At 60.0% G+C, this 15,454-nt stretch carries 15 protein-coding genes and 1 tRNA gene; 11 read left to right on the forward strand and 5 right to left on the reverse strand.

The window, feature by feature from the left end:
• Nucleotides 1-150 precede the first annotated feature (150 nt).
• Nucleotides 151-227: transfer RNA gene (locus HDE80_RS16140), tRNA-Met, on the reverse strand.
• A 179-nt stretch (nt 228-406) separates the two neighbouring features.
• Here HDE80_RS16140 and HDE80_RS16145 point away from each other — a divergent pair.
• The 8 genes from HDE80_RS16145 (at nt 407) to ampE (ending at nt 5,907) form a co-directional block, all read left to right on the forward strand.
• Nucleotides 407-967 (forward strand): RNA pyrophosphohydrolase, encoded by a 561-nt coding sequence (locus HDE80_RS16145; protein WP_184672573.1) that lies wholly within the window; start codon nt 407-409, stop codon nt 965-967.
• A gap of 57 nt (nt 968-1,024) precedes the next feature.
• The gene (locus HDE80_RS16150) at nt 1,025-1,225 is read left to right on the forward strand and encodes a (2Fe-2S)-binding protein (protein WP_184603085.1); all 201 of its coding nucleotides are present in this window, start codon (nt 1,025-1,027) and stop codon (nt 1,223-1,225) included.
• Nucleotides 1,226-1,392: 167 nt separating this feature from the next.
• Nucleotides 1,393-1,863, forward strand: a complete 471-nt coding sequence (gene bfr / locus HDE80_RS16155) for a bacterioferritin (protein ID WP_184603000.1) — start codon at nt 1,393-1,395, stop codon at nt 1,861-1,863.
• Nucleotides 1,864-1,980: 117 nt separating this feature from the next.
• On the forward strand, nt 1,981-2,733 hold the full coding sequence (locus tag HDE80_RS16160) for a DUF6776 family protein (protein WP_184672575.1): 753 nt from the start codon (nt 1,981-1,983) through the stop codon (nt 2,731-2,733).
• Nucleotides 2,720-3,139 (forward strand): polymer-forming cytoskeletal protein, encoded by a 420-nt coding sequence (locus HDE80_RS16165; protein ID WP_184672577.1) that lies wholly within the window; start codon nt 2,720-2,722, stop codon nt 3,137-3,139. The genes HDE80_RS16160 and HDE80_RS16165 overlap by 14 nt, the downstream gene beginning before the upstream one ends.
• 312 nt (nt 3,140-3,451) lie before the next feature.
• Nucleotides 3,452-3,820, forward strand: a complete 369-nt coding sequence (gene erpA / locus HDE80_RS16170; protein WP_179480793.1) for an iron-sulfur cluster insertion protein ErpA — start codon at nt 3,452-3,454, stop codon at nt 3,818-3,820.
• Between the two features lie 13 nt (nt 3,821-3,833).
• On the forward strand, nt 3,834-4,808 hold the full coding sequence (gene nudC, locus HDE80_RS16175) for an NAD(+) diphosphatase (RefSeq protein WP_184672579.1): 975 nt from the start codon (nt 3,834-3,836) through the stop codon (nt 4,806-4,808).
• Nucleotides 4,809-5,037: 229 nt separating this feature from the next.
• Nucleotides 5,038-5,907 carry a regulatory signaling modulator protein AmpE gene (gene ampE, locus HDE80_RS16180; protein ID WP_184672581.1) on the forward strand — a complete coding sequence of 290 codons (870 nt, stop codon included), beginning with the start codon at nt 5,038-5,040 and terminating at the stop codon, nt 5,905-5,907.
• A 21-nt stretch (nt 5,908-5,928) separates the two neighbouring features.
• Here the strand turns inward: ampE and HDE80_RS16185 are convergent, their stop codons facing one another.
• Complete coding sequence (locus HDE80_RS16185) at nt 5,929-7,803, reverse strand: MFS transporter (protein ID WP_184672583.1); 1,875 nt, start codon at nt 7,801-7,803, stop codon at nt 5,929-5,931.
• Between the two features lie 362 nt (nt 7,804-8,165).
• Here HDE80_RS16185 and HDE80_RS16190 point away from each other — a divergent pair, with 362 nt between their 5' ends.
• The gene (locus tag HDE80_RS16190) at nt 8,166-8,738 is read left to right on the forward strand and encodes a helix-turn-helix transcriptional regulator (protein WP_255483847.1); all 573 of its coding nucleotides are present in this window, start codon (nt 8,166-8,168) and stop codon (nt 8,736-8,738) included.
• Between the two features lie 66 nt (nt 8,739-8,804).
• Here the strand turns inward: HDE80_RS16190 and glyS are convergent, their stop codons facing one another.
• A complete protein-coding gene (gene glyS, locus HDE80_RS16195; protein ID WP_184672585.1) occupies nt 8,805-10,952 on the reverse strand; it encodes a glycine--tRNA ligase subunit beta in 2,148 nt (715 codons plus the stop codon).
• Nucleotides 10,949-11,857 carry a glycine--tRNA ligase subunit alpha gene (gene glyQ, locus HDE80_RS16200; protein WP_184672587.1) on the reverse strand — a complete coding sequence of 303 codons (909 nt, stop codon included), beginning with the start codon at nt 11,855-11,857 and terminating at the stop codon, nt 10,949-10,951. Before glyQ ends, glyS begins: the two co-directional genes overlap by 4 nt.
• Nucleotides 11,858-11,968: 111 nt before the next feature.
• Between glyQ and HDE80_RS16205 the strand changes: the two genes are divergently transcribed.
• Nucleotides 11,969-13,804: a GspE/PulE family protein gene (locus tag HDE80_RS16205; protein WP_184672588.1), complete on the forward strand. Its 1,836-nt coding sequence runs from the start codon at nt 11,969-11,971 to the stop codon at nt 13,802-13,804.
• A gap of 33 nt (nt 13,805-13,837) precedes the next feature.
• Complete coding sequence (locus tag HDE80_RS16210; protein WP_184672590.1) at nt 13,838-14,575, forward strand: glutamine amidotransferase; 738 nt, start codon at nt 13,838-13,840, stop codon at nt 14,573-14,575.
• 4 nt (nt 14,576-14,579) lie between these two features.
• Here the strand turns inward: HDE80_RS16210 and HDE80_RS16215 are convergent, their stop codons facing one another.
• Nucleotides 14,580-15,263 carry a rhomboid family intramembrane serine protease gene (locus tag HDE80_RS16215; RefSeq protein WP_184603017.1) on the reverse strand — a complete coding sequence of 228 codons (684 nt, stop codon included), beginning with the start codon at nt 15,261-15,263 and terminating at the stop codon, nt 14,580-14,582.
• Between the last annotated feature and the right edge of the window lie 191 nt (nt 15,264-15,454).

Genomic DNA, 15,454 nt, shown 5'->3' on the forward strand with positions numbered 1-15,454 from the left:
TAGGCCCTGAAGATCACGAGGGACAACGATGCGGGAGGTAAAGAAATTCCCTCGTCTCTGTAGCATGTCCTGTAGCACTCGCTGTAGCACTTCGGCTAAACGGTGCGGAGATGCTCGGAGCGCTAGGCGTATGAACGCTTGGCGGAACGGTGGTGGCTATAGGTGGACTCGAACCACCGACCCCAGCATTATGAGTGCTGTGCTCTAACCGGCTGAGCTACATAGCCATGGGATTGCCCACTATACCGGATCAGCATGACCTCGGCAGGGCGCGGAAGTGTAATGGCGTCTGCCGGTCGGTACAAGTGCGGCGCTTGCTGCATCTTGATGCGCTGTGGTTGAATCAGTCACAGAACCGGAGAGGTTGTGCCTGCGCACATTGCACGGCACGGCACCAGGAGGCCCGATGATCGACACTGATGGCTATCGCCCCAACGTAGGCATCGTTCTGCTGAATGCGGATGGTCAGCTGTTTTGGGCGCGCCGAATCAACCGCGACGGCTGGCAGTTCCCGCAGGGTGGCATGCGGACGGACGAGACACCGCTGGAAGCGATGTACCGCGAGCTGGAAGAAGAAACCGGGTTGGCACCGCAGCATGTCGAGGTGGTGGCGGCCACCCATGGCTGGCTTCGTTATCGGTTGCCCAATCGCTATGTACGACACCATCAGCGCCCTACCTGCATTGGCCAGAAACAGGTCTGGTTTCTGCTGAAGCTGGTGGGTGGTGAGGACGCACTCAAACTGGATGCCTGCGACAAGCCGGAGTTCGATCTCTGGCGATGGGTCGACTTTTGGTACCCCGCGGCGCATGTGGTCAATTTCAAGCGGGAAGTCTACGAGCGCGCATTGCGGCAATTTGCGCCATTGGTTGAAGGCCTGTGCAGCCTGCAACTCGGTACGCTGCCGCCACGAAACAATGACGACCCATCGTCTGGTGGCCCGCGCAAGGGGTGCGAAGCCGCATAGGGCATCCCGCAGTGACTGATTGTTGACAATCGTTCGCATTCGCGTTCTCATAGGCTCATGTATATCTGCCTGTGCAACGCCGTTACCGACCATGACATCCGCCGCGAGGCGGCCGATGGCGTGCAGTCTTTCAGCGAATTGCAGGCGCGTACGGGTTGCTCTGACTGTTGCGGATGCTGCGAGCAAATGGCTCGCGCCACGCTTGCCAAAGCTGTCGAACATCAGACTCTCGTTCAGTGGCCTGCCGTCGCGGCCTGATCGGCGCTTTTCGGTTACCCCGGCTCTGGATCGAACTCAGTCGCATCCCTGAAAGCTCACTTTCCTGCGTCCAACGCACAAGCAAACCATAGCCATTCCCATTCAACCACCTGGCGATCGGCGTTTGTATAGTGTCGGCATGTTTGAACGGCCAGTCGGAGACGCCCATGAAAGGTGATGCCAAGGTTATCGAGTACCTCAACAAGGTGCTCTACAACGAGTTGACCGCAATCAACCAGTATTTTCTGCATTACCGCATGTTCAAGGACTGGGGCTACACGGAGCTGGCCGAACACGAGTACAAGGAATCGATCGAGGAAATGAAGCACGCTGATCACATGATCGAACGCATTCTTTTCCTCGATGGGCTGCCTAATCTGCAACATCTGGGCAAGCTGCGGATCGGCGAGAACGTGCTGGAATGTATTCAGGGTGATCTCGATCTGGAGATCGATGCGGTGAAAGATCTGCGCGATGCAATCGGCTACAGCGAAGGTGTTGCCGATTATGTGAGCCGCGATATGTTCAAGGAAATCCTGCACGACGAGGAAGAACACATCGACTGGCTGGAGACCCAGTTCAGCCTGATCAAGGACATTGGCGCGGAACGCTATCTGCAGAACAAAGCCAAGAGCTGAGCCCGCATCGCGCGCAGGGATTTACCTTGCGCGCCTGAAGCGTCAAAGCGTGCATTCGTTCCTTGACGCTTTCATCACACCGGGGCTATACCTTGAGTTTTCCCCGGAACCACCTGCATGGCTTCACGACCACCGCCGCGTTTTGTGGTGCGGAAGCACGACGACGCCGGTCTCAGGCGGCGTCAGCTGTGGCTTGGCCTGATCTGGCTGGGTAGCCTGCTACTGACCGGACTGGTGGTCGGCTTGCTGAGCCGGCATGCGAACCCGGCGGCGATCGATCACCGGCAACAGCGCGCGATGAGCGCGCAAATCGAAGATTTGAAGCAGCAGGTTGCCAATGTCCAGCGCGATGCGCAGGTCAACGAGGTAGCCACCAAATCACTGCGCGTCACGCTGACCCAGCGTGAGGAAGAAATAAGTGGCTTGCGCGCCAATCTAGGCTTCTACGCCCGCCTGGTCGGTGGCGATACCCAGCATCAGGGATTGAAGTTGCAGGAAGTGAAGCTGGAGCCCATCTCCGGCTCGCACGGCTGGAACCTCATGCTCAGTCTCACCCAGAATGCCAAGCGTAGCGATGAAATCACCGGCAACGTGACCGTCAGCGTGGAAGGTCTGCGTGGCGACAAGGTGGTGCAACTGGACTGGGCCGCGCTGGGTGACGCCACACAGAAAGACGGCCTGCCGTTTCGCCTGATGTATTTCCAGCAGTTGCACGGCACCATCGTGCTACCTGCCAATTTTCGTCCGATGCGACTGCATATCGGCATCCAGTCCGCGGGCGACGCTCCAATAACGCGCACGGTTGCGTGGGAAGACGCGCTCAGTGGCAATATCATCACAGCTCAGGGGGATCACGATGCTCAACCGTAAACGCAACGAACGCAGTCAGGTCAGTCAGGACACCAGCCTGATCGCACATGGAACGGTGATACGCGGCGATCTGCGCTTCAGCGGCGCGCTGCACTTAGACGGACGTATTGAAGGAGCCGTGCTGGGCGAGGGAGACGATGCGATCTTCACCCTCAGCGAGCACGGCCAGGTGCAGGGCGAAATCCGCGTGCCGCAGGCCATCATCAATGGTCATGTGACCGGTGATGTACATGTCAGCGTTCGACTGGAGCTGGCCGCTCACGCGCGTATCGACGGCGACCTGCGCTATCACACGATGGAAATGGCCGCCGGTGCCCAGGTGAACGGACGTATTGCCCGTCAAGCCGACGACACACCGCGCGAGCTGCCGTCGCCAAATGCGCTGGATGAGGGTGTGATGGCCTAAGGCGCTATGCTTGTACCGTGTCCGACACGGCCCCATATTAGAGTCTGTCTTCATAATCCAAATGCGCCGCGCCGGGAGCTGTTTGCCCGCGGGGCAAGGAAGAAAGAGGGAATGTATGTCGATACATGACCGAGTGATGACGCCGCCCAGTGGGCAAACAGACCCGGCCCTGCGGATTGTCCTGCAGCGGCCGTCATGCGGCAGCCCGCGGCTTACTCATGCAACAAGCATGGGCTGCGCCACGGTCTATCACCTGCCAGCCGCTGCAGGACAACGCGACGTATTTAGATTATGAAGACAGACTCTTAGACCATGGAAACCCTGCTCACCATTCCCGACTATCGCAGCAGCGGCGAACCGCTGTTGTTCACCGCGGCCGCTGCGCACAAGGTGCACGAGCTGATTGCCGAAGAAGGCAATCCGGCGCTGAAGCTGCGTGTCTACATCACCGGCGGCGGTTGCTCGGGTTTCCAGTACGGCTTTACCTTTGACGAGGCACAGGCCGAAGACGATTTTGCGCTCGAGCGCGAAGGCGTGACGCTGCTGTGCGACCCGCTGTCGCTGCAATATCTTACCGGCGCGCAGATCGATTACGCCGAGAACCTGAGCGGCTCGCAGTTCGTGATCAGCAACCCGAACGCCAAGACCACCTGCGGGTGCGGCTCTTCGTTTTCGACTTGAGCGGAATGCTTTGATGGATCGGGCCATGCTTCCGCGTCAAAACACGTTTGCCGGACTCAGCCTGATACTCAACCGGGCAGCTGAGCGGCGTGACGAAACGACGTGGATCAACGAACAGGCAAGCGCGCCCAATGCGCGCTATCTGCTGCTGGATGCCGCCGGTGAAGCGTTCATGCTTCGCGATCGCGAAGCGTTGCGCTGGCTGGATATCCGCGAACGCGAACAGCTGATCCGCGAAGCGCCGGCCAGTTTTCTCGGCCTGATCAATGCGACCCCCCATTTCATGCTGGTGCTGGACGAATCCGCCCCCATCGGCTCGCTGGAACAAGCGCTCGACGCTCGACGCATGAGTCTTCGCTCCGCCGGCTTGCAACTAGCCGCCGAGGAAGCCGGTCTATTCGCCTATGCCAAGGGCCTGTCGCACTGGCAGCGCGAAATGCGCTACTGCAATCGCTGCGGCGCCTCGCTCGAACTGATCGCCGCCGGCCATCGTGCTCGTTGCACTAATCCAGACGGCGCCCATCTGCATTTTCCGCGTACCGATGCTGCCGTCATCATGCTGGTGGAATACAAGGGTGCCTGCTTGCTGGGCCGCCAAGCCGGCTGGCCGCCGGGGCGCTATTCCACGCTGGCCGGTTTCGTGGAGCCCGGCGAATCGCTGGAAGACGCCGTGCGACGCGAAGTAGCCGAGGAAGCCGGTGTGATCGTCGATGAGGTGCGCTATCACTCTTCTCAACCGTGGCCGATGCCCGCCTCGCTGATGGTGGGATTCATCGCCACCGCCTCATCGCCCGAGATAACCTTGTGCGACCGTGAACTTGAAGAAGCGCGCTGGTTCACGCCTCAGCAGATCATCGACGGCCTTGCCGACGGCAGCTTCCTTCCGTCGATGGCGCTGTCGGTCTCGTACCAGCTGCTTGCCGGCTGGCTGCAGCTGCGTGCAGGACTGGATCTGGATGCGCTGGTCGCTGACAGCCACCCACGTTGACGTCGACCGAACTCACCGTCGCCAAGCTGTGCTGAACCTGAGCCCTATCGGTCGGTCGTAGTACCACATCATCAAACGATGCCACGGAAGACGCGATCGCCCATCACGCGATCTTCAGCAACTGACGCGCGCCATCTCATCGACAGCGTACGGCACGCGCATCACCGTCCATCTGCGGTGGAATCGAACACTCGCATACAATGCGCACACTCTCCACGAGTCCGCATCTATGGCTATCCGCCTGCTCACTGCTCTTATTGCCCTCGGCCTGCTGCACGTCATGCCGCAACTGGCGCGCTGGCGTCGTGATGGCCTGTTCCAACGCTGGCTAGCGCAGTTGGCCGATACCAGCGGCAGCGGGCGCGTGGTACTGGCCTTGCTACCGCCGCTGGCCGTGTGCCTGCTGCTGTCGTGGCTGTTTGATCATCCGCCGCTCGGCGAATTGCTGGGGCTGCTGTTTTCGCTGATCGTGCTGCTGTACTGCTTCGGCCCACGCGAATTCGAAAGCGATCTGGAGGCGATTCTGAACGCGCCCGATGGCGCCAGTCGCGAGGCCGCAGCGCAGCAACTCATCGACGACGGCGGCAGCGTGGCATGGACCGCGCCCGCACTGGGCGAGGCTGTAGCGTACGCTGCGCTGCGCCGCCGGTTTGCCGTGCTACTGTGGTTTTTCTTGCTCGGCCCGTTCGGCGCCCTGCTTTATCGATTGGCGCAGACGCTGGCTCGCGACGAATCGCTGGCACTCGATGCGAGCAGCCGCAACGCGGCCCGTTATTTCGCCAACGCGCTGGACTGGCTGCCAGCGCAGCTGCTGACATTCACCCTGGCCGTGGTGGGCCACTGGGAAGCGGTGATCGGTGCGTGGCGGCGCTGGCACAGTCAGGCAGCTGCCACGAGTTGGTACAGCGCAGCGCCAGGTTTTCTCGGCGCGGCGGCACAGGCCGACATCATCAGCGATATTGAAGCCGGTGACGGTTACTTCGAGGAACGCAGCGAACCGCTCACCGAATTGCTGCGCCTGCGCGGCGCGCTGCTGCGCGCGTTACTGGCGTGGCTTAGCGCAGTCGCATTGATCGTAATTGGCGGTTGGCTCAGCTGACCTCACTCGGCTAGCAGTGCATTACGCCAGCGCGCCGCGCAATTCGCCAACACGTTTTTCCAATGACACGGCCGTAACCATCTCAGGCGCTACTGCAGCATCGATCACCAGCTCCACCCGAGCACGGAAACGCCGCGGCAATCGCGAGCGATGCAACATCGAATCGCGCCTGCTCCACACACTGCCCCACAAGCCGCGCAGTGCCATCGGCACCACCGGCACCGGCCGTCGCGCCAGGATTTTTTCTACACCTGTGCGGAATGTCGCGATCTGTCCATCGCGTGTCAGCGCTCCTTCGGGGAAAAGGCACACTAGTTCGCCATCGGCGAGCGCTTCGTCGATCGCGTCGTAGGCCTGCTGCAGCAACGCAGGGTCTTCTTTGTGCCCGGCGATCGGAATCGCCTTCGCCGTCCGGAATACGAACCGCAATAGCGGGATATTGAAGATCTTGTAGTACATGACAAAGCGCGCCGGGCGCCGCAGATTGGCCATCAGCAGCATCGCGTCCATGAAGCTGACATGGTTGCAAACCAGCAGCACGGCACCTTCGTCGGGAATGTTCTGCGTACCGTCGACACGCACCCGATAAAGCGTGTTGACCAGCACCCAGGTGATAAAGCGCATCACGAACTCAGGTACCAGCGTGAAAATGTACAGCGCCACAAGTGCATTCAGCGCCGCAATGGCCAGAAAGATCTGCGGTATGCCAAAGCCCAGCGCGGCCATGCCCAGTCCAAAACCGGCAGCGCAGACGATAAACAGCGCGTTGAGGATGTTGTTGCCCGCGATCACCCGCGACAGGCGGTCACGCGGCGTGCGGCTCTGAATGAAGGCGAACAGCGGAACCACATAGAAGCCGGCAAAAACGCCGATCAAGGTCAGGTCCAGCGCAATACGCCAGCTGCCATGGGCATGCAGAAACGCCAGCCAATCCAACCCGTGCGTCTGCGCCAGACCCGGTCGCGCGAAAAACAGGTCGATGCCGAAGGCGGTCAGCCCAAACGCACCGAGCGGCACCAGGCCAACCTCCACACGCCGGCCGGACATTTTTTCGCACAGCAACGAGCCAATACCGGTACCGATCGAGAACAGCGTCAACCCGAGAATATTGACCGAGCCATCGCCACCGAGATTGAGCTTGGTATAGCTCGGCAACTGCGCCACCAGCACGGTGCCGAAAAACCAGAACCAGGAAATGCCCAGCACGGCGTTGAACACGCCACGATCCTGCTTGGTAATACCCATCACACGGGACGTTTCAGTCAACGGATTCCAGTTGAACTTCAGCTCCGGCGCTGTGGGCGGCGCGATCGGAATGCTGCGGCTGGCGATGTAGCCAACAATCGCCACCGTGATCGTCACGGCCCCAGCCAGCGCGGTGCCGAGGTGCGGGATCTGCATCAAGGCACTACCGACGATCAGCCCGATCAGCACAGCCAGCTGCGTACCCATCTCGATCAGACCATTGCCGCCGACCAACTCGCCGGGCTTCAGGGCCTGCGGCAGGATCGCGTACTTGATTGGACCAAAAGTAGTCGAGTGCATACCCATCAGGAACAGCACCACCAGCAACAACGCCGTGTTATGGGTATAGAAACCGAACGCCGCCAGCACCATCGCAGCGATCTCGAACAGCTTGACGTAGCGGATGATGCGAGTCTTCTCGAACTTCTCCGCCAGCTGCCCGGCGGTGGCGGAAAACAGGAAAAACGGGATGATGAAAAGCGCCGGCGCCAAATTGGTGTAAAGCGATACGGTGTGGTCATCCAGCCCCATCTGGAAGGCCACCAGCATCACCAGTGCATTACGGAACACGTTGTCGTTGAATGCACCCAGTGCCTGGGTCCAGAAAAAGGGCGCGAAACGGCGTTTGCCCAGCAGCGCGAATTGACTCATGTCTTTCCTTGGGGTGGGCCCGCGTTGTCAACCGCACCCATGCTGGCGCGTTGCGAGAGATTAGCTTACGAAACTCCCAAGAAAGAAACTGCGCGTACGTTGAAATCTAGCATGCGCTACATGCTTTCAAGACAGCCGAGCAGCCTGTTTGACCAAGATCACTGCGCTGTTCGTGGATATTTTTCAATGACATGCAGTTAAGTAAAGATATGTAAATATTTGCGCCGAATACGTAATATCAGAACATATCCTGTTGAAAGCGGCACAAAATTAGAGCGACGGTAGCGTCTCTGTTCTAGATAACGCACCAAGAGTTTCAGCGGTTTCGCAACCTCTTACACCACCTTGTCACGGCCATTATCATGAATATGCAGCCATCCTATCCACCCGCGCCGGCAGGGACTTTTTCAGACCGCATCAAGCTGCTGATTCAGCGGGTTGGTAGCGCCACTGAAATTGCGCGTATGTGCGGCTTCTCGGAAGGCGTGGTGCGCAGCTGGCGCGATGGCAATACCGATCCCTCCCGCGCACGCTGCGTGACGTTGGCGCGCACGCTCGGCATCTCGCTGGTCTGGCTTGTTGCTGGTGAAGGCGCGATCCAGTCCGACCCCTCGACCAGCACGCCGGACGATCAATACAGCGCCGAAGTGATCTCAGCACGCCCCAAGCTCCGCCTGGGTAGCGCTTCGGTCAGCATCCTGCCTGCCCACGAAAACGGTGTGGATTCGCAGCGGCTGAATACCGCCATGAAAATTCTGCAGTCCGAACTCGAGTTGGCCGATAGCCCGCTGACGTTGGCCGACAACACCGACATGCTGGCAGATCTTTATGAAATTCTCGGCCCGGGCGGCATCAACGTGGACACAACGGCCATGGTGACGTTCAACCACCGGCTGGCCAAGCGCATCCGGCAGGGGCGCAATCCTGTGGTCTGAAGCCATTTTCGATGAGATATAAAAAGCAGCCTCACGGCTGCTTTTTTATTTGACGCTATCCACGGCTCAGAGCAGAGCAATATCGGCAACTCCGCCAAACTGGGCCTTCAACTGGCCAAGCAGGGCCAATCGATTGGCGCGCACGGCCAAGTTGTCCGCATTCACCAGCACGCTCTCGAAGAACACATCCACCGGAGCCTGCAATTGCGAGAGTCGATTCAGCACGGCGGTGTAGTTGCCCGCTTCCAGTGAATCCGCCGTGTCCCGCTGCGCAGAGGCGAGTGCTTCGGCCAGATCGCGCTCGGCATCCGATTCGAAATGCGCAGGGTCGACCGTGCGGGAAATGGCTGGCGCACCCGGCTCTTCGGCCTGTTTACGAAGAATATTGGCCACACGCTTGTTGGCCGCTGCAAGACTGGCTGCTTCCGCGCGCAGACCAAACTCCGCCACCGCGCGCAGCCGCCGATCGAAATCCGGCAAGCTACCCGGCTGTACCGCCAGCACCGCTTCGAACGACGCCGTAGCAAAACCCTTTTCGGCGTAGTAACCGCGCAGACGGTCCATTACGAAGTCGTACAGCTCCTCGGCCAGGGCCGCACGTCGCTGACCCGCGTTGAGTGCCGGTGCGTTGCCATCCTTGCCAGGCTTGAGGCCGGCCGCCAGCGCCGCATCGGGCAGCATCTCCAGTGCCTCGACAAAGCTGCTGCGCAGATCGATCTCCAGGCCGGCCTCGATCAGCGTGCGCGCCAATCCAAGCGCCGCGCGACGCAAGGCAAATGGATCCTTGTTGCCGCTGGGTTTCATGCCGACCGCAAAAATGCCGGCCAGCGTGTCGAGCCGCTCGGCCACCGCCAATACTTGGCCAACCTTGCCTGCCGCAATCGCGTCGCCGCCAAAGCGCGGCTGATAAAAACTGTCCAGCGCCTCGGCGACTTCGGGTGTTTCGCCATCATGCATGGCGTAGTAGCGACCCATCACGCCCTGCAGTTCAGGAAATTCACCGACCATCCGCGTCAACAGATCGCACTTGCTCAAAGCCGCCGCACGCGTCGCCTGACCGGCATCGACGCCCACCCGATTGGCAACGATCCGCGCCAGTTCGGCCACGCGCACGCTTTTGTCCCACAGACTGCCGAGCGACTGCTGATACGTGACGTTTTTCAGCTGCGCCATGTACGAGGCCAGTGGCGTTTTCAGATCCTCATCCCAGAAGAATTTGGCGTCGGCGAAGCGAGGACGTATGACGCGCTCATAGCCCTTGCGGATCTCGGCTGGGTCGCGGCTCTCGATGTTGGCGATGCCGATGAAATGCTCGGTCAACTTGCCTTCGGTATCAAACACCGGTACGAATTTCTGGTTGGTCTCCATCGTCATCACCAGCGCTTCCGACGGCACGGTGAGGAACTCGCGCTCGAAGGTGCAGCTGATGGCGACGGGCCACTCGGTAAGGTTGGCGATCTCGTTTAAGAGCCCGTCATTCACGCGTGGCACACCGCTGGTCTGCACGGTGACCCCGGCAATTTCATCGCGAATACGCTGACGGCGCTCGGCAGGATCCGCCAGCACCTTGGCGGCCCGCATCGCATCCAGCCAGCTATCGGCATCGGCGACGTGTACCGGCTTGGGATGCATGAAGCGGTGACCGTGCGATTTGCGGCCACTCGCCAAACCCAGCACTTCGCCGTCGAGGATCTCGGCGCCATGCAGCATCACCAGCCAGTGAGCAGGGCGCACGAAGCTGTAGTCGTGGCTGCCCCAGCGCATCGGTCGGGGGATTGGCAATGCCTTCAATGTCTCGTCAACGATTTCCGGCAACAATGCCGCCAGCGGCTGAGCCGCTCTGACGGAGCGCCAGACGTACCAGCCGCCCTTGTCGGTTTCGAGCTTTTCCAGCTGCGCGACGTCGACGCCGCACGATTGCGCAAAACCCAGCAACGCCTTGGATGGCTGACCTTCTTTATCGAGCGCGGCGTTGAGCGCCGGTCCGCGGCGTTCGACGACCTGCTCCGGCTGCGCCGCAGCTACGTTCGGAATGTGGACGGCCAGACGACGCGGTGACGCATACGCCTTGGCCTGATCGAAATCAGCAGCGATCCCGCGCTTCGCCAGTCCATCGTTGATACCACGCAAAAACGCCGCGGACAATTCATCCAGCGCCTTGGGTGGCAGCTCTTCGGTACCCAGCTCGATCAGCAGCGATTTGGCGGCACTCATGCGGCCTGCTCCCTGGACTGTTTCAGGCCGGGAAACCCGAGCTTCTCCCGCTGCGCCACATAGGTTTCGGCCACGCTGCGCGACAGCGTGCGTACACGCAGGATGTAGCGCTGGCGCTCGGTGACACTGATGGCGCGACGCGCATCGAGCAGGTTGAAGGTATGACTGGCTTTCATGACCTGCTCATATGCCGGCAGCGGCAGATTGGCGGCAATCAGCTGGTTGGCATTGGTCTCGCAGACGTCAAACCAATGCAACAGCTCGGGCACATTGGCCTGTTCGAAGTTATAGGTACTCTGCTCGACTTCGTTCTGATGAAACACGTCGCCATACGTCACGACCCCGTGTGGAGCTTGGGTCCAGACGATGTCGTAGATGCTGTCCACGTTCTGCAGGTACATCACCAGGCGTTCAAGCCCGTAGGTGATCTCGCCGGTCACCGGCCGACACTCCAGGCCGCCAGCCTGCTGAAAATAGGTGAACTGGGTCACTTCCATGCCATTGAGCCAGACCTCCCAACCCAGCCCCCAGGCGCCCAGCGTCGGTGATTCCCAGTTGTCCTCGACGAAGCGCAGATCGTGCACCAGCGGATCGATGCCCAGCTCTTTCAACGAACCGATATACAACTCGAGGATGTTCTCCGGGTTTGGCTTCAACATCACCTGATACTGGTAGTAATGTTGCAGGCGATTTGGATTGTCGCCATAACGGCCATCGGTAGGCCGGCGGCAGGGCTGCACATAAGCAGCTGCCCACGGCTCGGGACCGAGCGATCGCAGAAAGGTGGCTGGATGAAACGTACCGGCGCCGACTTCGAGATCAAGCGGCTGCAGCAGCACACAACCCTGTTCCGCCCAGTAGCGGTTGAGAGTCTGGATGACGTCCTGAAAGGTGCGCGCGGACATGGTTTTCCGTGACCGTGGATAAAGCGTATTAGTATAGCTGCAGCTTGCTTTTCTACCGGATGCTTCCGATAGGATGCCCGCAAGAAGCGACATTATCGGAGGCACGTCTGGATGGCTGTATCACCGCAAATCGCATCCCTGCTCGGCCGCCGTGGCCGCCTCGAGCTGGACGATATGCTGGCAGCGCTGGTGGTTGATGGTTACCTGCTCGCCGACGATGCCAAGCAGGTACGCATGGGCGCGCGCGCCGGCCGCGCCACGGTAGAGCTGCATCCGCTGGTATTGATCGCCAACGCCAAGATGGTCAACCAGCGCGATCCTGGCCGACCGCTGCGACTGGAAACGTTGACCGAATGGCTGGCCGGTCATGCAGGCCTGCCTTATCTGAAAATCGATCCGATGAAGATCAACGCGGGCTCGGTAACTCAGGTGGTCAGCCATGCCTATGCACAGCGTCACCGCATTCTGCCGGTGGCCGTCGCACCGGGCGAGGTGACGTTCGCCACCAGTGAACCGTTCGACGCTGCCTGGGCTACCGACCTGGCGCAGATGCTGCGCCGGGACGTGCAGCGCGTAGTCTCCAGCCCGATCGACATCAATCGCTACCTGCAGGAATTTTACGGCGTACAGCGTTCGATTCAGCTCGCGCACGATGCCAAGGGCACCAGCCAGACTTCCTCTGCCATCCTCAACTTCGAGCAGTTGGTCGAATTGGGCAAGACCGGTGAAGTCGGCGCCGATGATCGCCATGTCGTGCACATCGTCGACTGGCTGCTGCAGTACGCGTTCGAACAGCGTGCGTCGGATATCCATCTGGAGCCCCGTCGCGAAGTCGGGTTGATCCGCTTCCGCATCGATGGCCGCATGCACAAGGTCTTCGAGTTGCCGTCACCCGTGATGACGGCGGTCACCGCGCGCATCAAGATTCTGGCGCGCATGGATGTGGCGGAGAAACGCCGACCGCAGGATGGTCGCATCAAGACGCGTTCGGCATCCGGCCGCGAGGTGGAACTGCGTATCTCCAACATGCCCACTGCTTTCGGCGAAAAGGTGGTGATGCGTATCTTCGACCCGGATCTGGTCGTTAAGGATTTTGCCCAGCTCGGCTTTTCGCCCGGCGAAGGTACCCTCTGGCGCAGCATGGTCGAACGCCCGCACGGCATCGTGTTGGTGACGGGTCCCACTGGCTCGGGTAAGACCACGACGCTTTATTCCACATTGCGGCATCTGGCCACGCCGGAACTCAATGTATGCACAGTGGAAGATCCTATCGAAATGGTCTCGCCCGAATTCAACCAGATGCAGGTGCACGCGGCGATCGACCTGGATTTTGCCGCCGGCGTGCGCACGCTGCTGCGACAGGATCCGGACATCATCATGGTTGGCGAAATTCGCGATCTCGAAACCGCGCAGATGGCTGTGCAGGCTTCGCTGACGGGCCATCTGGTGCTGTCGACGTTGCACACCAACGACGCGCCCAGCGCAGTGACCCGAATGCTTGATCTTGGCGTACCACATTATCTGATCCAGTCCACCCTGACCGGCGTGGTCGCGCAGCGACTGGTGCGAACCCTGTGCCCACATTGCAAACAGCCGACGACACAGGATCCACAAGCATGGAATGTGCTTACCCATGGCTGGGATATCCCCGTTCCCGAAAGGGTCTTTGAGCCGCTCGGATGTCTCGAGTGTCGCAATACCGGCTTCCTGGGCCGCACCGGCATCTACGAAATGATGAAACTGTCGCCGCGGTTGCGCAGCCTCATCTCGGCTGATCTTGATCTTGGCAACTTTGGCAAGGCCGCGCTATTGGAAGGCATGCGACCGTTGCGCATTTCCGCCGCTGACCAGGTGGCGGTAGGCCTGACGACCGTGCAAGAAATACTTTCCGTTCTGCCACCCGTCGAGAATTTTGACGATACGCTACCCGAAGATGCACAGCCGTAAAGACGTCTAGAACGTCGCGCAATTTGGTACCGCATGAAACCTGTACTGATCATTCAAACTGGCCGAGCACCAGACCCCATTCGTGGGCGCCACGGCGACTTTCCGCACTGGTTCCGAATCGGCACGCGGGTCGAGCCTCATCGACTGCAGGTCGTTGAAGTAAGTGCCGGACAGTCGTTGCCCCCGCCGCGAGAAGTCGCCGGCGCCATGATTACCGGCTCCGCGGCCATGGTCACCGAGCGCGCTTCCTGGAGCGAACGCACCGCTGGCTGGATACGCGACGCGATGGATCTGGAGTTGCCGCTATTCGGCGTCTGTTATGGCCATCAGCTGATGGCACACGCTATGGGTGGGCGGGTCGATTACCTTCCCGGCGGGCGTGAGATCGGAACTCAGCCAATCGAACTCATCAACGATGCTTCGCACGATGTTTTGACGGCGGGCCTTCCGGCCGTCTTTCGAGCACATACGACCCACGAGCAGAGCGTGCTTGAGCCACCAAGGGGCTCGACCGTGTTGGCCCGATCAACGCGTGACCCGCATCAACTGCTCCGTTATGGGCCAAGCGCGATCAGTACGCAGTTCCATCCTGAGTTCAATGCCGAAGTAATGCGCGCCTACGTCAGACGCAAGCACGCCGATATGCGGCAGGAAGGTTCAGACCCAACAGGGGTTTTCAAAGCAGTCGCCGCCACGCCGATGGCTCGGCGGTTGCTTCGTCATTTTTCGCGTGTACATGGTTGGAGCCACGCCATTGACTCAGTCAGCTAATGACTCAGCCACGTAACCGGCGGCCTATCGAATCACGCGAAAAGAGCGCGAATACGACCCCGAACATGAATCCGCCGATATGTGCCCACCAGACGTAAGCACCATAACTCGGTCCGATATAGCTGAAGAGCAGCTGCAGCAGCGCCCACAGGCCGATCAGCAAAAAAGCCGGTACCCGCACGAACTCCAGATACAAACCCAATGGCAAGACCAGTCCAAGCTTGGCCCGGGGAAACAACGCGACATATGTGCCGACCACGGCGGATACCGCCCCACTGCAACCAATAATTGGTAGCCGTACGCCAGCCAGCGAAAGGGCGCCAATCAGATTGGCAACGATTCCGCCCAGGACGAATAACAGCAGAAATCGAAACGAGCCGAGCGCTCGCTCGCCGGGCAAGCCGAAGATAGCCAGAAAGAGCATATTGCTCAGCAGATGCAGCCACGTCACGTGGATAAACAGTGCCGTGAACAATCGCAGCAGCGCAGGATCGGCCAGCTGCGGAAGCAGCGGTTCGTGCGAATTGAATATATTGGCCGGTACTGTTCCCCATTCCAGCAACAACAGGCCGCGCTGGGGTTCCGGCGTCAGCGCCAACGCAAGAAAACACACCACGCAGACCGTGACGACCAGCAAGGTTGCCCAGTGCCAGCGCGGTCGACGGCGGGTTTCAACGTGGATAAACAAATTCAGTCCTTCGGCGCCTAACTCAAGACAAGGGTTCGACCATCATAAGGCCGCAGGGAAGCTCGCGAGCTTATGCAGCGAGGCAAATAAACATGTCGCGCAAAAAGAAAAACCCCCACCGTTTCCGGTGAGGGTTGTTCAGTGTAAGGCCCCTGGCGGTGACCTACTCTTGCATGGCAAAGCCACACTAC

This window comes from Rhodanobacter sp. A1T4 (genome assembly GCF_014207185.1).
Taxonomy (GTDB): Bacteria; Pseudomonadota; Gammaproteobacteria; order Xanthomonadales; family Rhodanobacteraceae; genus Rhodanobacter.